General features: G+C 53.4%; 15 protein-coding genes. 8 read left to right on the top strand and 7 right to left on the bottom strand.

Features of this window, described 5'->3' with window-relative positions:
* Nucleotides 1-4 precede the first annotated feature (4 nt).
* Nucleotides 5-250, top strand: coding sequence for a hypothetical protein (locus U5L07_00610; GenBank protein MDZ7830231.1), 246 nt, complete (start codon nucleotides 5-7; stop codon nucleotides 248-250).
* 125 nt (nucleotides 251-375) lie between these two features.
* On the opposite strand, the gene U5L07_00605 is transcribed toward U5L07_00610, so the two are convergent.
* The gene (locus U5L07_00605; protein MDZ7830230.1) at nucleotides 376-948 is read right to left on the bottom strand and encodes a polyhydroxyalkanoate synthesis regulator DNA-binding domain-containing protein; all 573 of its coding nucleotides are present in this window, start codon (nucleotides 946-948) and stop codon (nucleotides 376-378) included.
* A 212-nt stretch (nucleotides 949-1,160) separates the two neighbouring features.
* Between U5L07_00605 and U5L07_00600 the strand changes: the two genes are divergently transcribed.
* Nucleotides 1,161-2,840, top strand: coding sequence for a wax ester/triacylglycerol synthase family O-acyltransferase (locus U5L07_00600; GenBank protein MDZ7830229.1), 1,680 nt, complete (start codon nucleotides 1,161-1,163; stop codon nucleotides 2,838-2,840).
* 279 nt (nucleotides 2,841-3,119) lie between these two features.
* On the opposite strand, the gene U5L07_00595 is transcribed toward U5L07_00600, so the two are convergent.
* The 4 genes from U5L07_00595 to U5L07_00580 all read right to left on the bottom strand — a co-directional run bounded on the left by U5L07_00595 (nucleotide 3,120) and on the right by U5L07_00580 (nucleotide 6,676).
* A complete protein-coding gene (locus U5L07_00595) occupies nucleotides 3,120-4,262 on the bottom strand; it encodes an ArsA-related P-loop ATPase (GenBank protein MDZ7830228.1) in 1,143 nt (380 codons plus the stop codon).
* Between the two features lie 63 nt (nucleotides 4,263-4,325).
* The gene (locus U5L07_00590) at nucleotides 4,326-5,354 is read right to left on the bottom strand and encodes an ArsA family ATPase (protein MDZ7830227.1); all 1,029 of its coding nucleotides are present in this window, start codon (nucleotides 5,352-5,354) and stop codon (nucleotides 4,326-4,328) included.
* Between the two features lie 28 nt (nucleotides 5,355-5,382).
* Nucleotides 5,383-6,054 carry a polyhydroxyalkanoate synthesis regulator DNA-binding domain-containing protein gene (locus U5L07_00585; protein ID MDZ7830226.1) on the bottom strand — a complete coding sequence of 224 codons (672 nt, stop codon included), beginning with the start codon at nucleotides 6,052-6,054 and terminating at the stop codon, nucleotides 5,383-5,385.
* Between the two features lie 55 nt (nucleotides 6,055-6,109).
* A complete protein-coding gene (locus U5L07_00580) occupies nucleotides 6,110-6,676 on the bottom strand; it encodes a hypothetical protein (GenBank protein ID MDZ7830225.1) in 567 nt (188 codons plus the stop codon).
* A gap of 378 nt (nucleotides 6,677-7,054) precedes the next feature.
* On the opposite strand from U5L07_00580, the gene fadR reads away from it, so the two are divergent.
* The 5 genes from fadR (at nucleotide 7,055) to U5L07_00555 (ending at nucleotide 14,264) form a co-directional block, all read left to right on the top strand.
* A complete protein-coding gene (fadR, locus tag U5L07_00575; protein MDZ7830224.1) occupies nucleotides 7,055-7,786 on the top strand; it encodes a fatty acid metabolism transcriptional regulator FadR in 732 nt (243 codons plus the stop codon).
* Nucleotides 7,758-9,353, top strand: coding sequence for an FAD-binding oxidoreductase (locus U5L07_00570; GenBank protein MDZ7830223.1), 1,596 nt, complete (start codon nucleotides 7,758-7,760; stop codon nucleotides 9,351-9,353). Before fadR ends, U5L07_00570 begins: the two co-directional genes overlap by 29 nt.
* A 156-nt stretch (nucleotides 9,354-9,509) precedes the next feature.
* A complete protein-coding gene (locus U5L07_00565) occupies nucleotides 9,510-11,057 on the top strand; it encodes a glycerol-3-phosphate dehydrogenase/oxidase (protein MDZ7830222.1) in 1,548 nt (515 codons plus the stop codon).
* Between the two features lie 335 nt (nucleotides 11,058-11,392).
* Nucleotides 11,393-12,952 carry an FGGY-family carbohydrate kinase gene (locus U5L07_00560; GenBank protein MDZ7830221.1) on the top strand — a complete coding sequence of 520 codons (1,560 nt, stop codon included), beginning with the start codon at nucleotides 11,393-11,395 and terminating at the stop codon, nucleotides 12,950-12,952.
* A 13-nt stretch (nucleotides 12,953-12,965) separates the two neighbouring features.
* Entirely contained in the window at nucleotides 12,966-14,264 is a 1,299-nt protein-coding gene (locus U5L07_00555) for a DUF362 domain-containing protein (GenBank protein ID MDZ7830220.1), read from the top strand.
* Nucleotides 14,265-14,361: 97 nt separating this feature from the next.
* Here U5L07_00555 and U5L07_00550 read toward each other — a convergent pair whose 3' ends face one another.
* Nucleotides 14,362-15,633, bottom strand: a complete 1,272-nt coding sequence (locus U5L07_00550) for a M48 family metallopeptidase (GenBank protein MDZ7830219.1) — start codon at nucleotides 15,631-15,633, stop codon at nucleotides 14,362-14,364.
* A gap of 179 nt (nucleotides 15,634-15,812) precedes the next feature.
* On the opposite strand from U5L07_00550, the gene U5L07_00545 reads away from it, so the two are divergent.
* The gene (locus U5L07_00545; protein MDZ7830218.1) at nucleotides 15,813-16,826 is read left to right on the top strand and encodes a LysM domain-containing protein; all 1,014 of its coding nucleotides are present in this window, start codon (nucleotides 15,813-15,815) and stop codon (nucleotides 16,824-16,826) included.
* A 10-nt stretch (nucleotides 16,827-16,836) separates the two neighbouring features.
* Here U5L07_00545 and U5L07_00540 read toward each other — a convergent pair whose 3' ends face one another.
* Nucleotides 16,837-18,660, bottom strand: coding sequence for a GspE/PulE family protein (locus U5L07_00540; GenBank protein ID MDZ7830217.1), 1,824 nt, complete (start codon nucleotides 18,658-18,660; stop codon nucleotides 16,837-16,839).
* Nucleotides 18,661-18,667 lie beyond the last annotated feature (7 nt).

The raw sequence follows: 18,667 nt of genomic DNA, 5'->3' as shown, positions 1-18,667 counted from the left end.
AAAAATGTTTAAGGTTTTGCTGTTAATCAGCAGTATTATTGCCTTTGTTGTCGGCGGACTGGTGGTTTTGATCGGCATGGGGGTGGTCACGGGCATTGCCGGTGGACTGGTCGTAATGGGCGGCGGCAGCGTCATCGCGTTTTTAGCCGCGTGCGCGGCCCTGTCAATTCTGCTTCCGGAGCCGGAAAAACTGTTTTCCGAGAGCCGGCAGGCGATCAACCTGGTCAAAAGAAACGGGCAGTGGGCATAACAATTTCCACCTTCACCGCATCTGCTGCGTCAAATGATGTCTCGCATAGGCCACTATAGCTCGACATCATTTTCCCTGCATCTGCGGCCGACTTGGCAATCGATCAATTCAGGATACATGGGCCATCACTCCTGATCCGCCTTGATTTTGGCTTCCAGATCCGCAACCTTCCGGTCAAGGGCGTCAATCCGCTCGGACAGGCCATCGACCTGTTCCTTGGAAGCCAGGTTCATCATGGACATGGCTTCATCGACGCGCTGATCAATGTTTTCCATGATCCAGGTCTTCAGATTGGTGGTATGATTTAAAAGCTCCTGCTTTAAATTCCGTCCCTCTGACTCGGAAATCTCTTTTTCACGCACCAGTGAATTGATCAGTTTCTCAATTTCATCCCGGGACATGAGCAGCGCATTCTGCCAGAGCGATATATATTTTCTGCCGTAGCCAAACAGGGTGCCCTGCCCTTTCCGGAGCAGCTGCATCAGCACATTGGAAGGCACGCCCTTGTTGCCCCGCCATTTTTCCCGCCCCAGCAGCTGGGAGACAATGGCCGCGGTAATATCTTCCCCGGTCTCATTGTCAATGACCGAGACCTCCTCGCCGGATTTAATCAGATCCGCCAGGCGATCCATGGTCAGGTAACGCTTGTCTGATATATCATAGAGTTTGCGGTTGGCGTATTTTTTAATCAATCGCATGTTCAGCCTCCACCTGTCTTTCAAACTTGAAAATCGCTCAATTTAGATTTTAAAAACGCAGCCCGGATATGAGGATTATTTATTCAAAGTTGACGCAGCGCGTTATATTTGTCAAATCATTTTCGCAGGTTGGGCAATTTCACGTTGCATATTATTTGTGACTTATGCTATTTTACAGTTTCTTTTGAAAATTCTTGCAAGGAGGCCCGTCAATGAAAAAACAAGTCGAAATCATGTCAAATATTGACAATTTCTGGCTGCACATGGATCACCCTACCAACCTGATGATTATTACCGGATTCCTTCAGTTCGACAATCCATTAGATTACGACCGGCTCGTTCAAACCTTTAAAAATCGGCTGCTTTGCTATGAGCGGTTTAAAAAGCGCGTGGTGCGCCCCATGGGCGGCGTCGGCAATGCGGTCTGGGAGCTGGACCCGAAATTCGATTTAAAATCCCATCTGCACCGGATCGCCCTGCCGGATCCCGGTGATAAGCATACCCTCGAAGAGGTGATCAGCGATCTGACCGCCACCCCGCTTGACCCCACCAAACCCCTATGGCAGGCCCACTATATTGAAAACTGTGAAAACGGCGGATCAGTCATGTTTGTCCGCATCCACCACTGCATCGCCGACGGCATTGCCCTGATCCGCCTGCTTTTATCCATGGCCGATCTTGAACCAGACGCCGCCTGGCAGAACAACGTGGCAGAAAAAAAAGGCGAAAAAGCCACCGAGTATACCAACCTGTTTCCGCCGCTCGAAAAAGCCGTTAAAAAACTGAACCGCGCCAGGCGCAGCGCCTTTAAAGCCGGCTCAATGGTGAGCAAGGAGATCAATACCGCCCTGGCCCAGCCCTCGCATTTATGGAACCGTACCCAAATGGTCGGCCGATTCGCCTGGGATGCCGCCGCAGTGATGAGCAAAATTCTGCTTCTGCCGGCTGATAAAAAAACTGTTTTCAAAGGGGAACTGGGCGTGCGCAAAAATATTGCCTGGTGTGATCCCCTGCCGCTCGAAGACATCAAATCCATCGGCAAATACTTTAACGCCACCATCAATGACATCCTGGTCTCCATGGTGACCGGCGCGCTGCGGCGCTACCTGCAGCAGCGGCACAACCTGGTAGGCGATCTTGATATCCGGATGGCCATGCCGGTCAATATCCGCCCGCTGGACGAGGAGATTGAGCTCGGCAATCAGTTCAGTTTGGTTCTGGCGTCCCTGCCGGTGCATATTGATGACCCGGTTCTGCGGATCCGGGAGGTGCAGCGGCGGATCAGCGATCTCAAGGAATCCCCGGACGCGGCGGTGGCCTATACCGTATTAAACGCCCTGGGCATTTCTTCCGCCAAACTGGCCCAGAAGGCCGCCACCCTGTTTGCCAATAAAACCACCGGGGTCCTTAGTAATGTACCCGGCCCCCGCCAGCCGCTCTATTTTGCCGGCGAAGAGATCAAAAAGATCATGTTCTGGGTGCCCCGGATCGGGGGCCTTGGCGTTGGCATCAGCATTATCAGCTACAACGATGAGGTGTCGGTGGGCATCGCCACAGACGCCGGCCTGGTGTCAAACCCCACGGATATCCTGACAAACTTTGAAAACGAGTATCGGATGCTCCTTGGCATGTACAAGGCCGGGCAGATGGAAAGGGATCCGCTGGTCATCAATGACCGGTACCAGGATCAGCATGAAAAGGACGCGGAAACCGGCAGAAAAGCGCCGGTGCAGTCCATCCGGTGCAAGGCCATCAACCGAAACGGCGTGCAGTGCCACAACCGGGCGGCCACCAATTCGCTTTACTGCACCATCCATCAGAACAAATACGAAAATCTGGCAGACCTGGATAATACCGCCAAGGACGGCCCGGATCAGGTGTCTTCAGGCTGACAAGCACTGAGGCCCTATGACTCGCTTGTCATTTCGAGCGCCAGCGAGAAATCTTATCATTGAATGATTTTTAAGATTTCTCGTCACTGGCGCTCCTCGAAATGACAGCGGCGGCAGGCTTTCAGTACGCAACCACAAACGACAGTGGCGAAAAATTTCCAGCATGCAACCGTTATCCCCAACACCATCCACCCTACACCTTATACCCTACACCTTATACCCTACACCCTACACCCTACACCCTATACCCTACACCCTATACCTTTTTTGGGAAGGGCCTTAATCGGCTTTCAAATTTAAAACCAGCCCATACAATCCCGCCATGTCCATAATCGCCTCTTCTGCCAGCGGAAGGGTTCTGATTTTGGAGGGATCCCCCACCTTATCTGATAGTGCCCGAATGGCGGCGGCATCGCTTTGCGCCTGCTGCAGCAGATTCTGATAAACCGCCGTTAATTTTTCGTGAAGGTGCCTGTCAATGGAGGCGCCGCGGCAGATCTCACCGCCTACCGGTTCTTCCGTTAAAGAAACCGCCTCCTCCCGGCTGAGTTCATGCACGCGGTTGACAACAAATCCGCCAAACGGCAGGCGATTTGCCTGAAGTCGCTCCCAGAAGAATTCAGCCTCGCGCATGGGCAGCCGCTGCGGGGTAGAAATGGCGAAAAACAGGGCCTCATCACCGGCAAGCAGGGTCTTGACCGCCTCGGCCCGCTGCCGGAACCCCTGATAAAGTACCTCGTCCCAGACCTGAAAGAACCCGATCAGATCCTTTAATACCTGCTTGCCCACCACCTGGCCGACCACCCGGAGAATAGGGGAGGCCATGAGGTTGAACATGCGAAAGCCCCACCGGCTGACTTTCATGTACGGCTTGACCAGTTTCCAGAAAAAGCTGTGCCCCAACAGATTCAGCATACGCTGGGGCGCCTCCAGAAAATCAAGCGCGCGCCGGGTGGGCGGGGTATCAAGCACAATCAGATCATAGGCCCCCTGATGGTAGATCTCATAGAGCTTTTCCATGGCCATGTATTCGTGCGAGCCGGCCATGTTGTTGGATATATACTGATAATACCGGTTATTCAGAATCTTTTTGCTGATCTCCGGGGCGGCATAGCGGATGACCAGATCGTCAAATGTGCGCTTGGACTCAAGCATCATAGCATACAATTCGCCACCGGGCGCGGGTTCAGGCAGCTTCGGCGACTGCTCCAGCGGGACCTGCTGGACATCCGCATCAAATTCAGCCAGGCCCATGGCATCGGCCAGGCGCCTGGCCGGATCAATTGTCAAAACGATGGTTTTTTTGCCGGAAAGCGCCCCCATCAGCCCGATGGCGGCAGAAATGGTGGTTTTACCCACTCCGCCGCTGCCGCAGTTGACAATAACTTTGGGACCGTCTGAATTGACTATCGGACGAAACATGGGGATAAGGTTTAGGGTTTAGGGTTTAGGGTTTAGGGTTTAGGGTTTAGGGTTCAGGAAAACTTAGTTGTGCCTTAGTGCCTCAGTACTTTCTTTTACCAAACGGGCGGCGATATCGCCGATATCGCTGATGGAGAGGTGATTGGTAAAATGAATGGGAATCTCCATATGCCCCCCGCTGCTGATTTCCCGGATCAGCTGATCAATATAGGGCTGCTGCCGGCGCCGCCGGCTGATCCATTGTTCTGCCGCCGCGAGCAGCTTTAAACCGTCCGCCTTCTGATCATTCTGCCGGCAGTGGGCTGACAGATCCGCAATACGGGTCATCTCATCGGGTGAAAACAGGCGGGGGTAGACGGCGTTGATAAACACCATCTGAAGGGGCATGCCCAGTTTTTTCCGGGCATCCTGATACAGCTGCAGGGCCTCATTGGCCGGAAGCTCCTCAGCCAGTGCGACAAGTGTCAGCCATGTTTTCTCCGGGTCCTTGATAAGCTTCTCCAGCTGGCTTACCTCCCGCACGATGGGACCGAAACGGACCATCTCGATTAAGACCTGCGGTAGGCGCAGCAGGCTCAGCGCATGACCGGTGGCCGGAGCGTCCACAATAATCAAATCGTATGCGGCACGGCCATCCGCGTCCTTTTCCAATGCCCAGCGCCAGATGCGGCCCAGACTCATGATCTCCTTCAGCCCGGGGGCTGCCGCCGCCATATAATCAAAAAGACGGCTTCGGGTGATCCGATTGGCGAAAAAGGTTGAACTGATATGATTGTTGACGTACTCGGCAAGCTCGGCTTTGGGCTTTACACGGGCGCCCCAGATGGCGTCGGCAATTTTCAGCGGCGCCTCCGGCAGGGTGTCACTGATAAAAATCTGGCCGATGGCATCACTGTCACCGATTTCAGCCAAAAGAACCCGTTTGCCCAGCCGTTCGGCGGCAATGGCCAGAGCGGCGGAGATGGTCGTTTTACCCACACCGCCTTTGCCCAGGACAAAAACCAGGCGCCGCTCAAACAGCTCAGCCAATGGATTGCCGGGGTTGTTGTCCGGATGATCGTGATCTTTTCTTTCGGCCGTTCCACCGGGCATTATTATGGCTCTTCAAGCCGAGCGCGCATTAAGATGATTTTTTAGTTTTTGCCGAGGCCTTGCTACCCGCCGTTTTCTTGGTCGATGCCTTAGATTTTGACTGTTGCTGACGGGTCTTTTCAACCTGAGCCAGTTTCTTGTTGAGCGATTCGATTTTTTCCGTAAGCTCCTGAATCTGCTCGCGGCTTGCCAGGTTCATCCGATTGAGCATGTCATTTACCCGGGTATCGATCTGGGTATTCAGCCAGTTCTGGACATTATCGGAATAGCGCTGAATCTCGCTTTTTAATTTTTTCCCCTCAACCTCGGTAATCTTCTGATCCTTGACCAGCCGGTTGATGAGCTTGTCCAGCTCTTCGCGGGACATGGTAAAAAGCCCCTGCCACATGGAGACATACTTTTTGCCGTAATCAAACAGGGTGTCCCCGCTCTTTCGGAAAAACTGGATCAGGTAGCTGCCCGGATCTTCCTTGGCCTTGCTGCTTTTGGATTTGGACTGACGGGTTTTCTTGTTGGCCTGGCCCTGTTTGGATTTAATCTGGGAGACGATTTCATCGGTAATGTCTTTTCCGGTTTTCGTATTGATAATGGAGAACTTCTTGCCGGATTTGATCATTTCAGCGATGCGCTCGCGCGTGATGAAATTCTTCTCTTCAGTGTCATAGAACCGACCATTGGCATAGCGTTTAATGGTATACATCATAACCTCCTTTTATGGCGGCACGGGCATATCCCGCGCCGCCGTGCCCGATGGGTTAAGCGGAGTTCTGCTTTTTCATGGTTTCAATATTTGAATTTAGTGTTTCCATCGCATTGGTCAGCTTCTCAATATCTTCCTTGCAGGGCATGTTGACCAGCCGGGGCACTGAATTGAGGCTGCCGGTCACCCGCTTTTCGATGGTTTCGACCATGGGGACTTTATACACGAATTTGCGGCTGCTGTCGACAAAATCATCAAACCGTTTCATGGCGTCTTTTTCAAATTCACGTCCCTTGGCGAGCGCATCGTCAAAAGATTTGGAGACCTTTTTGTAGGGACCATCGATCACGGAACGGCCCTTTTCCACCACCGGGGAAACATATTTGCTGTTGTATTGTTTAACGGTGTCTCGGCCCTTTTCAACGGTCTTCATGACATACTTGTCATTGTATTCCTTAAAGGTCTTTTTGCCTTTTTCAACGGTTTGGGCGACATACTTGTCATTGTAGGCTTTAACCTTCTCGGAGACATTATCCGCCGTGTTTTTAACGGTGCGGAACATAGTGAAGCCGGAGTCGTCCTTTTTTTCGGTTTTGGGGCTGGTCTTTTTTTCGGTTGTCATGGTCTTTCCTCCTTTTTGAATTGCTGATACTAAGTTTATAAAATGTTTATGTGCCCTTCACATGAGGGGCAGAAACTTGTAACGCATTGCGTTATGATGCTAATTTATGACGCAATGCGTTATATGTCAAGATTTTTTTTAAATTTTTCAAAAAATACATAAACCATTTTAAATTCAATGGCTACGCTGATAACGCATCGCGCTACCAGCGTTTATGACGCATTGCGTTAAAAATGTCAAGTGGTTTTTGCCAGAACCTTTTCAATCCGTTTTTTATCCGGTTTTTATTGACCCGATCCAGGAAAACTGGTATGACCTCTTACCAAAGCGTGCCTGACAATTAAGTTAAAAATCGATTTTAGGACGGTAATTTTCTCCATGAACTTCAATCAACCGCTTCGGCCCGGCCCATATGCCGAACACCAAATCATCGAACATATCTTAAACGGTCACTACCCGCCGGGATCCGTGCTGCCCGCAGAACGTAAACTGGCTGATCAACTCGGGGTCACGCGGCCCACCATCCGGGAGACGCTGCAGCGCCTGGCCGGCGACGGCTGGATCACCATCCGGCACGGAAAGCCCACGCAAATCAACTATTTCTGGGAAACCGGGGGGCTTCGGCTATTGGCCACCCTGGTCAAATACGGCAGCTACCTGCCGGAATCCTTTATCGAGTACCTGCTTGAACTCCGGGTGATGTTGAATCCTCCCATCGCCCAGCAGGCGGTCAAAAGAGCGCCGGAGGCCATTACGAACCATCTGGCGCGCTGCCGGCAGCTTGAGGCGGCCCCCGAGTCCTTCACCGAATTCGACTGGACCTTGCAGCAGCTTATGGCCCGGCATTCCGGCAACCCGGTACACCTGATGATTTTAAACGATTTTCGAACTATTTTCAAAACCATGGCGACCGTCTACTTCAGCCGGGAGGACGCCAGGGAGGCCTCCCTTTCCTTTTATAAAACGCTGAACCGCGCGATTGCCGATCAGCCGGAAACGGTGGAACCGGTCGTCCGGAATGCCATGGAAAAAAGTATTGATATCTGGAAACGCATGAAAGCGAGCAAAAAGGAGGAGCCCAATGTATCGATGGAACGGATGGGGCGATGAGCAAACCGATATGCCGCTGCCCGCAGGTGCGCAAACCATGCTCGAAGAGCTCGTGGGCCCAACCCGGCCCGGCCCGGCCTGCGCAAAAGCGGACATCCTGCCAAAAATTCCGGAATCCCGCATCCGGTCGGCAATTTCGCTTATTTCCACCGATCCTGACAAGCGCCTGCAGCATGGCTATGGCCAGAGTTTTCCGGACTGGATCGGGTTTCGCTTCGGCACGTTGAACCGGTTTGCGGACGGCGTCGCCTATCCCGCCACCCCTGAAGAGATAAATGACATCCTGGCGTTTGCGGAAAGGGAAAATGGCATGGTCATCCCCTATGGGGGCGGCACCAGCGTGGTGGGCCACCTCAGTGTACCGGATGATGACCGGCCGGTGATTTCGCTCTCCCTTGAACGCTTGAACCGGCTGACGGATATCAACCCCTACAACCGACTGGCCACATTTGAAGCCGGGACCAGGGGCCCCTATCTGGAGGCCCAGCTTAACACCCATGGGTATACCCTGGGCCACTACCCGCAGTCATTTGAGCAATCCACTCTGGGCGGCTGGGTGGTCACGCGCTCGAGCGGGCAGCAGTCCCTTTACTTCGGCCGGATCGAGGAGCTGTTTGCCGGCGGGAAACTGATCACCGCCAAAGGCGAAATGAACTTTCCGCCCCACCCGGCTTCAGCGGCCGGCCCGGATCTGCGGCAGATCGTTCTTGGCTCCGAAGGCCGGATGGGGGTTCTTTCCGAGGCCCGGGTCCGGATCTCCGAGATTCCGGAGGCCGATGATATCTACGGTGTATTTTTTCCCTCCTGGGATAAGGCGGTAGATGCGGTGCGCGCCCTGACCACTGCCGGCCTGCCGCTTTCCATGGTGCGGCTAAGCAACCCGCTGGAGACCATGACCAACCTGATTCTGGCCGGCCACGAGAAGCAGATCGCCATGCTGAAACATTACCTACGCTTAAGGGGCCTTTTTGATAACACCTATTGCATGGCGCTTATCGGTTTGATCGGCAGCCGCAAAAATGCGCACCAGGGATGGCGGAATGCGCGGGATGTCATCAAATCATTCGGCGGCGTGGCGGTAGGTAAATCAATGGGCGATGCCTGGAAGAAAAATCGGTTTTTGGCCCCCTATCTGCGAAACACCCTGTGGGAATACGGATATGGCGTGGAAACGCTTGAAACCGCGGTGAACTGGGATAATGTGCGGCCGACCATGGCGGCGGTTGAGACGGCCCTCCGAAACGCGCTTTCGGATATAAATGAAAAGGTCCATGTGTTCTCGCACCTCTCCCATGTTTATCCCTCCGGCTCAAGCATCTACACCACCTTCGTGTTTCGCCTGGCGGACACGGCCGGGGAAACCATGGATCGCTGGCAGCGCCTTAAATCCAAAGCCAGCCAGGCCATTGTTAATGCCGGCGGCACCATCTCCCATCAGCACGGGGTGGGAACCGACCACAAACCCTATTTGCCGGCTGAAAAAGGCGAGATGGGAATTGATCTTTTAAACCACATCTGGCAATTCGCGGATCCGGACGGGCGGATGAATCCGGGCAAGCTCTGTTAGACGATGTTGTCTGGTTCTGCTGATTCGTACTCGTACGAGCACGAGAACCGTCCCGCTTCCGCGGAACTGATTACGATTAAGTTGCCAATACCCAACACCTAAAACCCGTATTGATGTGACAATAAAAAATTAAGATTAAGACGGTGAGGATAGACGATGCAACTGGATGGCGTCAAAACCAACTGGGACCTTGTGGTGGTCGGCGGCGGAATTACCGGGGCCGGCGTTTTCCGGGAAGCGGTAAGGATGGGCCTCAAAACGCTTTTGTGCGAGGCCAGTGATTTTGCCTGGGGCACCTCCAGCCGCTCCTCCAAGCTGATACACGGCGGTCTCAGGTATCTGAAAGAGGGAAAGATTTTTTTAACCTACGATTCGGTCAAGCAGCGCGAGCGCTTGCTCCGCGAGGCGCCGGGCATGGTGGAGCCCCTGGGGTTTCTGATGCCGGTTTATCGGCAGCGCGGTCCGAAAAGACTCTCTCTTCAGGCGGGGCTTAGCATTTATGATTTCATGGCCGGGGAAAACCATCATCGCGCCTATGACAGTGAAACATTTTCAAAACTCGTTCCCGGCATATCAACCGACGGGCTTTTGGGCGGGTTTCGGTTCGTGGATGCCCAGGTGGATGACGCCCGCCTGGTTCTGCGGCTGATAAATGAGGCGGTTGCTGCCGGGGGTACTGCGATGAACTATACGCGCGCCGTCCGTATCAACCGGAACCGCAGCGGTGCGGTTGCCGGCGTCACCCTGGAAGATACGGAATCCGCTCAATACCGGGAAATATCGACGAAAGCCGTGATTAACGCCACCGGCGCCTGGGCGGAAAAGCTCCATCCCTCGCCGAAACCCCATCTTCACCTCCGCCCGCTTCGCGGCAGCCATCTCGTGTTTCCCCATTGGCTGCTGCCCATCAACCAGGCGGTAACCCTTATCCACCCTGCAGATGAACGGCCGCTCTTTATCATTCCATGGGAGGGCGCCCTGATGCTGGGGACCACGGATCTCGACCATGGCCGGGAACTTATCAGGGAACCGGTGATGGCGCCTTCCGAGGCTGAATATATGATGGCCGCCCTGAATGCGCATTTCCCGTCGTTAAATATTGACCTAAGCGATGCGGTTTCATCATGGGCGGGCATTCGCCCGGTTTTAAGCAAAGGGGATAAGCCGCCATCCAAGGAATCTCGGGAATATATCGTCTGGGAAAAGCATGGGCTGGTCACGGTTACCGGCGGCAAGCTGACCACCTTCCGGTCCCTGGCAAGGGATGCGCTAAATGCCGCCATGCCCTATCTGCCGGCTGCAAACCACATTCGCATCAACGAGCCGGCGTTTGCCCCGGTGCGGGTTAAGCCGGAATTTGAAAAGCGCCTGCCCCCCTTGCAGCTGCGGCGCCTTTATGGCCGATACGGCAGACAGGCTGAGGCGATCATTGAAAATGCCGGCCCCCAAGATCTGACCCGCATGCCCGGCACAGATACCCTGTGGGCGGAACTGCCGATTCTGGCCAAAAACGAACATATCCGGCATCTCTCGGATCTGCTCCTTCGCCGGGTGCGCATCGGCCTTTTGATGCCCGGCGGGGGCAGACAGCACCTGGATCGGATACAGGGCCTGTGCGCGCCCATGCTTTCCTGGAATGAAAAAAAATGGCAAGCCGAGCGGCAGTGGTATATCAAGCATTGGGATTATGCGTATGGAGTTTAAATAGGTATTGGGTATTAGGTATTGGGTGTTAGGTGTTGGGTGCAGGGTGTAGGGTTCAGGGTGTAGGGTGCAAGGTTTAGGGTTCAGGGCAGCGCGGGGTTTCATGAAAATACTTTTTATGCCTAAATTGAGCGATTTTCAAGTTTGCCGCAGATACAAGGAAAATGATGTCGAGCTATAGTCGCCTATGCGAGACATCATTTGACGCAGTAGATGCGGTGAAATTGAAAATCCTTTCTATAATAAGGTGCCCATCCTTTAAGTCCCCCCTTTAAAGGGGGATTTATGGGGATTTCATGGGGTTTTATAATTCAAAATAAGGACAAGGGGACAACATGCCAGGCAAAGACCTCATCCTTTCCATTGACAACGGCACCCAGAGCTTAAAGGCGATGATATTCGACCTTGCCGGAAACATGGCAGCCATTGAAAAGATTCCATTTGAGCCCTATTTTTCCAAAAATCCTGGATGGGCGGAGCAGGACCCGGACCTCTACTGGCAGACGCTGTGCACTGCCTGCCAGCGGCTGTGGCAGCGCGACAATTTGAAAAAGGATAGAGTCGCCGGCGTATCGCTCACCACCCAGCGGGGGACGGTCATCAATGTGGACGGCTCTAGAAAACCGCTTCGGCCGGCCATCCTGTGGCTGGATCAGCGAAAGACCTTCGGCCTGCCGGCAATCAGCGGGGCATGGGGCCTTTTGTTTAAAATCGCAGGGGTCTCCGATACGGTGGCCTATTTCCAGCGCGAAGCCGAGGCCAACTGGATCCGCACCCACCAGCCAGAAATCTGGGAGAACACCCATAAATTTCTGCTCTTATCCGGGTATCTCACCTATCGGCTGACCGGAAAATTCACGGATTCCGTGGGCTGCCAGGTGGGCTACATTCCATTTGACTACAAGCGCCAGGACTGGGCCAGGGCATCTGACTGGAAGTGGCAGGGAATTTCATTGGAGCCGGACATGCTGCCGGAACTTACCCGACCCGGGGAAGTTCTCGGCCATATTACCCCCGAGGCCGCCGAGCAAACAGGCATCCCCAGGGATCTGCCCTTGGTTGCCGCGGCAGCGGACAAGGCCTGCGAAATCATCGGCTCCGGCACCCTGGAGCCGTCCACCGGATGCATCAGCTACGGAACCACCGCCACCATCAATGTCACCCACTCCAAATACGTGGAGCCGATTCCCCTAATCCCGCCCTACCCCTCCGCGGTGCCCGGCCGGTTCTCCCTGGAAATCCAGATATTCCGCGGATACTGGATGGTGAGCTGGTTTAAAAACGAATTCGGCCATGAAGAAAAGGAAAAGGCCGAAAATCTGGGCGTTGATGCGGAAGCCCTGTTTGACCGGTTAATCGATGATACCCGGCCGGGCTCAATGGGTCTGATGCTCCAGCCCTACTGGAGCCCCGGCATTATCCAGCCAGGGCCGGAGGCCAAGGGCGCCATTATCGGATTCGGGGATGTCCATACCCGCGCCTATGTGTACCGCTCGATCCTTGAAGGTCTTGCCTATGCCCTTCGGGAAGGCAAAGAAAAAATTGAAAAGCGGACCAAAATCCCCATTAAGGCCTTGCGGGTATCCGGCGGCGGCTCACAGAGCCGGCACGCCATGCAGGTGACTGCGGATATTTTCAACCTCCCCACCGCCCGGCCGCATCTATATGAGACCTCAGGCCTTGGCGCGGCCATTAACGCGGCGGTAGGCTTAAACCTGATGCCGGATTTTCAATCCGCCGTAAATGCCATGACCCGCACCAACGATGTGTTCGAGCCGAATCCGCAGACGCATAAGCTCTATGACCAGTTATACCGCCGGGTTTACAAGAAAATGTATAAACGCCTGAAGCCCTTGTACAAGGATATAAAGGAGATCACGGGTTATCCGGCCTAAAGAGGAGGAATCTATGCATCCCGTCATTTTTTCCGATACCACCCATGGCATTGAAAAAGCGGTGGCTGAAATTTTCGGCCATTTCGGCGGGGCGGGCGCGCTGTTAAAATCAAGCGGTGATGTTTATCTAAAGCCCAATGCCGTGGACCTTAAAAAACACACCTTTACCAGTCCCGAGGTTCTGCGGGCTGTGATCCGCCATTTTCAGCAGGCCGGCGCCAACAATATTTACGTGATTGAAAACTGCACCCAGGGAAACATTACCCGTCTTGTGTTCGAGGCCACGGGCATGGCCCGGGTATGCCGGGATACGGGCGCCAAGCCGGTCTATCTGGATGAAACCGGCACCGTTCCGGTCTATCTCGAAGGTCTGCAATCCTTTATCGACATCTCGGATTTTGTCCAGGAGCGGCTGATCGAGCAAAAAGACGCCAACCTCTACGTATCGCTGCCCAAGCTAAAAACCCACTCCATGTCCCAGGTCACCCTGTCCATCAAAAATCAATTCGGTCTGGTCCATCACCACAGCCGGGTGGCCGACCATAACTTCCGGCTGCATCAGAAATTTGCGGATATCTATCGGCTGCAGCGGCCGGATTTTGTTGTTATCGACGGCCTGATCGCCACCAACCACGGCCATTATACGGCTGAGAAATTTGAAGACCAGTGCATCATCCCCATGAACTGCCTGATCGGCGGAAGCGACCCCCTGGCAGTGGACATTGCAGCGGCCGCATTCCTGGGCTACCAGACAGAGGATGTTCCCCATCTTGCCCTTGCCGCGGAAACCGGCATCAGCCGGGCAGTAAACTTTGACTCGATTGAAATCATCAACCGGGATCTTTTTGAAGCCCGTAAAAAGGAGCTCACCCACAATCTTTTGGAAAAATTCCCGGCCAATCTAAAAATTTTAAGGGGAAATAAACGCTGCTGCATGGAAGGATGCCGCCGCAACACGGAATCTGTGATTGAAATTTTTTACAATGATCACAACGGGCGCGGCGATTTCACCATTCTGATGGGAAAAGGGGTTGACCCGGCCGCCGTGGACCGGATTGAAAAGCCACCGGTTCACCTGGCAGGGAGCTGCGCCATCCAGGACTATGGCCGGGAAATGATCCGCCGGTTCGGCAAAAAACAGGTGACCTTCAGCCAGGGCTGCAACAACCTGCCGGATACAATCTACGCCCTTTGCCGGCACATGAAAGTGAATCCCATATCACTGGCAGCCATGAATCCCCTTAAATCGCTGGCCCTGCTGGCCAGAGCCCGGCTCAATCATTCCAGGGCCATGATTCCGCCGTTGTTTTAACTAATTGAAATCTCAAATAACAAATCCCAAAAAACAAACAAATCCCAATGGCCAAAATTCTAAACCCCAAACAAGTTCTTGCGTTGACAGGTCTTGGTCATTGAATTTTGAAATTTGGTGCTTGGAATTTGTAATTTAAACACTTTTTGATCGCCTCAATCCGATCCAGAATCGGCGGGTGGGAATAGTTTAAAAACACATACAGCGGATGCGGTCTCAGATTGGAAAGGTTGTGCACGGCCAGCTTTTTCAATGCCCGGATAAAGGCATCCGGTTGCTTCGTCGTCTCCACGGCGAACCGATCCGCCGCAAACTCGTTTTTGCGGGATAACATCTGCATAAAAATACCGATAAAAAAATCAATCGGACTGTATAAAATCCCGAAAAACAAAAGCCCCGCGTAAACAGAGACCTGATCCATATAAAACGCCTCAAATAGCGGCCGGGCAGAAATAAAAAGGGAGAGCAGGTAGAGGATAATCCCGCTTTGGATGATTGCCGCCAGCATCATCCAGTAAATGTGCTTTTTTTTGTAATGCCCCATCTCGTGGGCCAGAATACCGACCAGTTCTGATACGCTGTGGTTTTCAATCAGGGTGTCGAACAGAACGATCCGCTTATGCCGGCCGAACCCGGCAAAAAAGGCATTCGCCTTGCTTGAACGCCTGGAGCCGTCCATTACAAAGACATTCTTTAAGGGGAATCCGATGGATTGCGCATAGTTCATAATCGCGGTCTTAAGCTCACCCGGTTCAAGCGGGGTAAACTTGTTAAAAAGCGGCATGATCCAGGTGGGCACCACCACCTGCATGACGATCATGAACCCAACCACGGCAATCCAGCAATACCACCAGGCGTTGGCACCCGCATATTCGAAAAACGCCAAAATGGCGGCAAGCAGCATCCCGCCGAGCAAGACCCCCAGCAAGGTGCGCTTGATCAAATCGAAAACAAAGGTTTTGGGATCCGTCCGGTTGAACCCGAACCGCTCCTCGATGACAAAGGTCGAATAAACGGAAAACGGCAGGCTGATCAGCGCTTTTATCCCCACCAGCCCCCCGATGTATATGAGCCCGCGGATAATCGGAGACTCTGCAACAGACCGCACCCATTGATCCAGCAGAGGGAAGCCGTGCCCAAACCAGATGCCCAGAAACAAAATCAGTGAGACAATTGAAGCGATCCATTCAAACCGGGTGTTAACGTGCAGATACGCCTGGGAATCCCGGTAGCGCTGCGGGTCATACCAACCCTTGAATGCATCCGGCAATTCCGTGCTCAGGTTTCTTAAATTGCAGACATCCGCAATGATATTTAGCAGAAGGTTCGCCCCGAGGGCGATGAGAATAATCCCGGCGATAAAATTCATGAGGCTCTCTATATCCCCAAATCCTGCAAAAATCAACCCTTCAAACTTTCTGAAATAAATGAAAACCTTGACAAATCAAACCCGGATTGGCTATTAAAAGGATATAGTGGACATCGTGGCCGCCCCCTTTCCGGGGCTGCCCGACGTATTTTTAACCTGCGGAACAAAAGGGGCACCCTATGTTCGGGAGAATCAAGGGCATTGGCTGGCTGATGGGATCGGTCCTCCTTCTGACAATTCTGGCGGCACCGGCAATAGCAGAGATTGAGGATCACATCACAAAGACCGAAACCGGTTTCTATTACACCGTTCAAAAAGGAGATACCCTGTGGGATCTCTCCCAGAAGTTTGCCGATTCCCCCTGGGAATGGCCTGAACTTTGGCACTACAATCCAGATATTAAAAACCCGCACTGGATCTATCCGGGGCAGAAAATCCTGCTTTATAAAAAAGAATGGGCGGGCAAAAAAGAAACGCCCCAGCCTGAAGCAGAACCTGCTGAAGAAGCCCCGAAATCAATATTCCACTACGAAATGATCAATTCCGTGGGGTATGTCCGGGAGACGGCGGTTGCCCCCAGCGGCACCATCTTCAATGAAACAGATGACAAAACCCTGGTTTCCGAAGGTGATACCGTGTATCTTCGGCCGGGCGAGGGCCCGCCGCTCGCAGCCGGGGGACTATACACCGTATATCGAACATTTGAAATCAATACCGGTTTATTGGATAACACCTCCCCGGGTATCCAGCACTATCTCACCGGCGTGGTTGAGGTCACGGACATTGAATCCGAATATGCCATCGCCAAAGTGATTAAATCTTTCCGCGACATTCATTATGAGGACATGGTGATGCCGCTTGAAACACGCTCCCCGGACATTGAAAAAAAAGAAGCGGTTAACGGCCTCACCGGCCGGATCATCCGGTCGGAAGAAAGAAGCGCCCTAATCGGCCAATATAAACTGGTATTTATTGATAAAGGCGAAAGTGACGGGGTTGAAGTGGGACAATCCTACGAGATCCTTCATCAGCCGGTGGCCGCGCCTGAGCCCGGAGCGTCGAAGATCGGTTTAAAGCCCGTCAATGTGGGAGAAATCCTGGTGCTGCATACGGAAGATACCACCGCCACCGGCTTGATCACCGCTTCAACCAAACCCATCAAGCCCGACGACAAGGTGCGAAGCCCGAAGTAGGTGTGAAGAGTTATTCCTGCTCCCAGGTAACCCGCATCACCTCCTGATACGTGGTGATGCCGGCCATTAACTTCTTGACCGCGTTTTCCCTGAGGGTAAGCATCCCCTCTTTCAGCGCCTGCTCGCGTATATCCCCGAGATCCGCAGACGCCGTGGTTTTCTGGCGCAATGTTTTGGTGTATGGCATGACCTCAAAAACCGAGGTCCGGCCGTAATAGCCGGTATACCGGCAGTGAATACACCCCCTGCCCCGGTAAAGCGTGACATGGCCGTTACTGCCTAAATCCAGGCCCATCCGGCGGAGCTGCTCGCTCTCCATTTCAAAAGATTCAATGCATTTGGGGCATATCTTTCTGACGAGGCGCTGGGAGAGCACCCCGGTCAATGTCGCTTGAATCAGAAAATGCGGCAGGCCAATATCAAGCAGCCGGATAATGGCGGACGGGGCATCATTGGTATGAAGCGTGGACAATACCAGATGCCCGGTCAGGGCGGTCTGGATGGCGTTCTGGACAGTCTCCAGATCCCGAAGCTCGCCCACCATGACCACATCCGGGTCCTGGCGCAGAATATTTCTGAGGATGGTGGCAAATGTCACATTCACCGCCGGCTGAACCGCGATCTGGTTGAACTCCTCGTGGATCATTTCAATGGGGTCTTCCACCGTGGTAATATTGATATCCGGCGTGGAGATCCGCCGCAAAGTGGAATACAGGGTGGTTGATTTGCCGCTGCCGGTCGGGCCGCACACCAGAATCAGCCCATAGGGCATGGAAAACATCTGCTGGTATTTCGCAAAATCATCCGCCGTAAAGCCCAGATTCTCCACTTCCTGAAACAGGATATCCGGGTCCATAATCCGCATGACAACTTTTTCGCCAAACGCCACCGGTACGCTGGAAATCCGGATCTCTACCTCCACATCGCCCTTATCCGTCTTTATCCGGCCGTCCTGGGGCCGCCGCTTTTCCGCGATATCAAGACGGGAGAGGCTTTTAATCCGGCTGACAATGGCGGAATGAACCTTCTTGGGGAGTTGATAGACCGTATGGAGCACCCCGTCAATGCGCATGCGGATCAATACCGCTTCGCGCTTGGGTTCTATGTGGATATCGCTCGCCCGCTGATCAAACGCATAGCTGAACAGATGGTTGACCGCATTGACAATATGCTGATCATTGGCCGGCAGCTCGTCCGGGGATTTCAAGCGCACATACTGCTCCAGGTTGCCCAGATCGATGGACGGGCCGCCGAATTGGACTTCAGCAGCGGCAATGGAGCGCTTGAACCCGAAGAACTCGTTGATCAGCCGGATCACATCGGACTTGGCCGTGACCACCATTTTTATCGGCATCTGGCTAACACGGCCCAGGTCTTCAACCACCTCGGAATTAAATGGGTTGGCCGTGGCCACAATCAGCCGGCCGCTCTCCACCCCGATCGGCAGGACCAGATTTTTCATGGCAAAATTTCTGGGGATGGTGGTGGTGACCAGATTGAGATCCAGCTTTACCGGATCAATTTTTTTATAGGGATAGCCCCATTCATCCGCCAGGGCATGAAAAATCGCATCCTCGTCCAGCTCCTGCGCCGGCTTATCCGCCCGGTTGAATTTAAAGGAGACAATCACATCGACAATGGTGACCGGATTTTTGACATTGCTGCTTCCAGACTGGGCACCACCTTGATCGGCCCGCGTCTTCTCCAGATTGGCCCGGATGCGCGCTTTATTCTCGAATATTTCGCGGGCCTGCTCCTTGGTCAGCAGCCCTTGCTTAACCAGAATGGTGCAAACGGATTTGTCGGAAAAAGGGTGCGCTTTTTCAGTTGGCATTAGCTGA

The organism is Desulfobacterales bacterium (genome assembly GCA_034520365.1).
GTDB lineage: Bacteria > Desulfobacterota > Desulfobacteria > Desulfobacterales > Desulfosalsimonadaceae > M55B175.
This window is presented reverse-complemented; position numbering and strand designations above follow the sequence as displayed.

Bases quoted from the DNA above. Each gene is read 5' to 3' on its own strand.
- U5L07_00570 (MDZ7830223.1), top strand. From the start codon at position 7,758: ATGTATCGATGGAACGGATGGGGCGATGAGCAAACCGATATGCCGCTG.
- U5L07_00600 (MDZ7830229.1), top strand. From the start codon at position 1,161: ATGAAAAAACAAGTCGAAATCATGTCAAATATTGACAATTTCTGGCTG.
- U5L07_00550 (MDZ7830219.1), bottom strand. From the start codon at position 15,633: ATGAATTTTATCGCCGGGATTATTCTCATCGCCCTCGGGGCGAACCTT.
- U5L07_00560 (MDZ7830221.1), top strand. From the start codon at position 11,393: ATGCCAGGCAAAGACCTCATCCTTTCCATTGACAACGGCACCCAGAGC.
- U5L07_00545 (MDZ7830218.1), top strand. From the start codon at position 15,813: ATGTTCGGGAGAATCAAGGGCATTGGCTGGCTGATGGGATCGGTCCTC.
- U5L07_00585 (MDZ7830226.1), bottom strand. From the start codon at position 6,054: ATGTATACCATTAAACGCTATGCCAATGGTCGGTTCTATGACACTGAA.
- U5L07_00555 (MDZ7830220.1), top strand. From the start codon at position 12,966: ATGCATCCCGTCATTTTTTCCGATACCACCCATGGCATTGAAAAAGCG.
- U5L07_00605 (MDZ7830230.1), bottom strand. From the start codon at position 948: ATGCGATTGATTAAAAAATACGCCAACCGCAAACTCTATGATATATCA.
- U5L07_00595 (MDZ7830228.1), bottom strand. From the start codon at position 4,262: ATGTTTCGTCCGATAGTCAATTCAGACGGTCCCAAAGTTATTGTCAAC.
- U5L07_00565 (MDZ7830222.1), top strand. From the start codon at position 9,510: ATGCAACTGGATGGCGTCAAAACCAACTGGGACCTTGTGGTGGTCGGC.
- U5L07_00610 (MDZ7830231.1), top strand. From the start codon at position 5: ATGTTTAAGGTTTTGCTGTTAATCAGCAGTATTATTGCCTTTGTTGTC.
- U5L07_00540 (MDZ7830217.1), bottom strand. From the start codon at position 18,660: ATGCCAACTGAAAAAGCGCACCCTTTTTCCGACAAATCCGTTTGCACC.
- fadR (MDZ7830224.1), top strand. From the start codon at position 7,055: ATGAACTTCAATCAACCGCTTCGGCCCGGCCCATATGCCGAACACCAA.
- U5L07_00580 (MDZ7830225.1), bottom strand. From the start codon at position 6,676: ATGACAACCGAAAAAAAGACCAGCCCCAAAACCGAAAAAAAGGACGAC.
- U5L07_00590 (MDZ7830227.1), bottom strand. From the start codon at position 5,354: ATGCCCGGTGGAACGGCCGAAAGAAAAGATCACGATCATCCGGACAAC.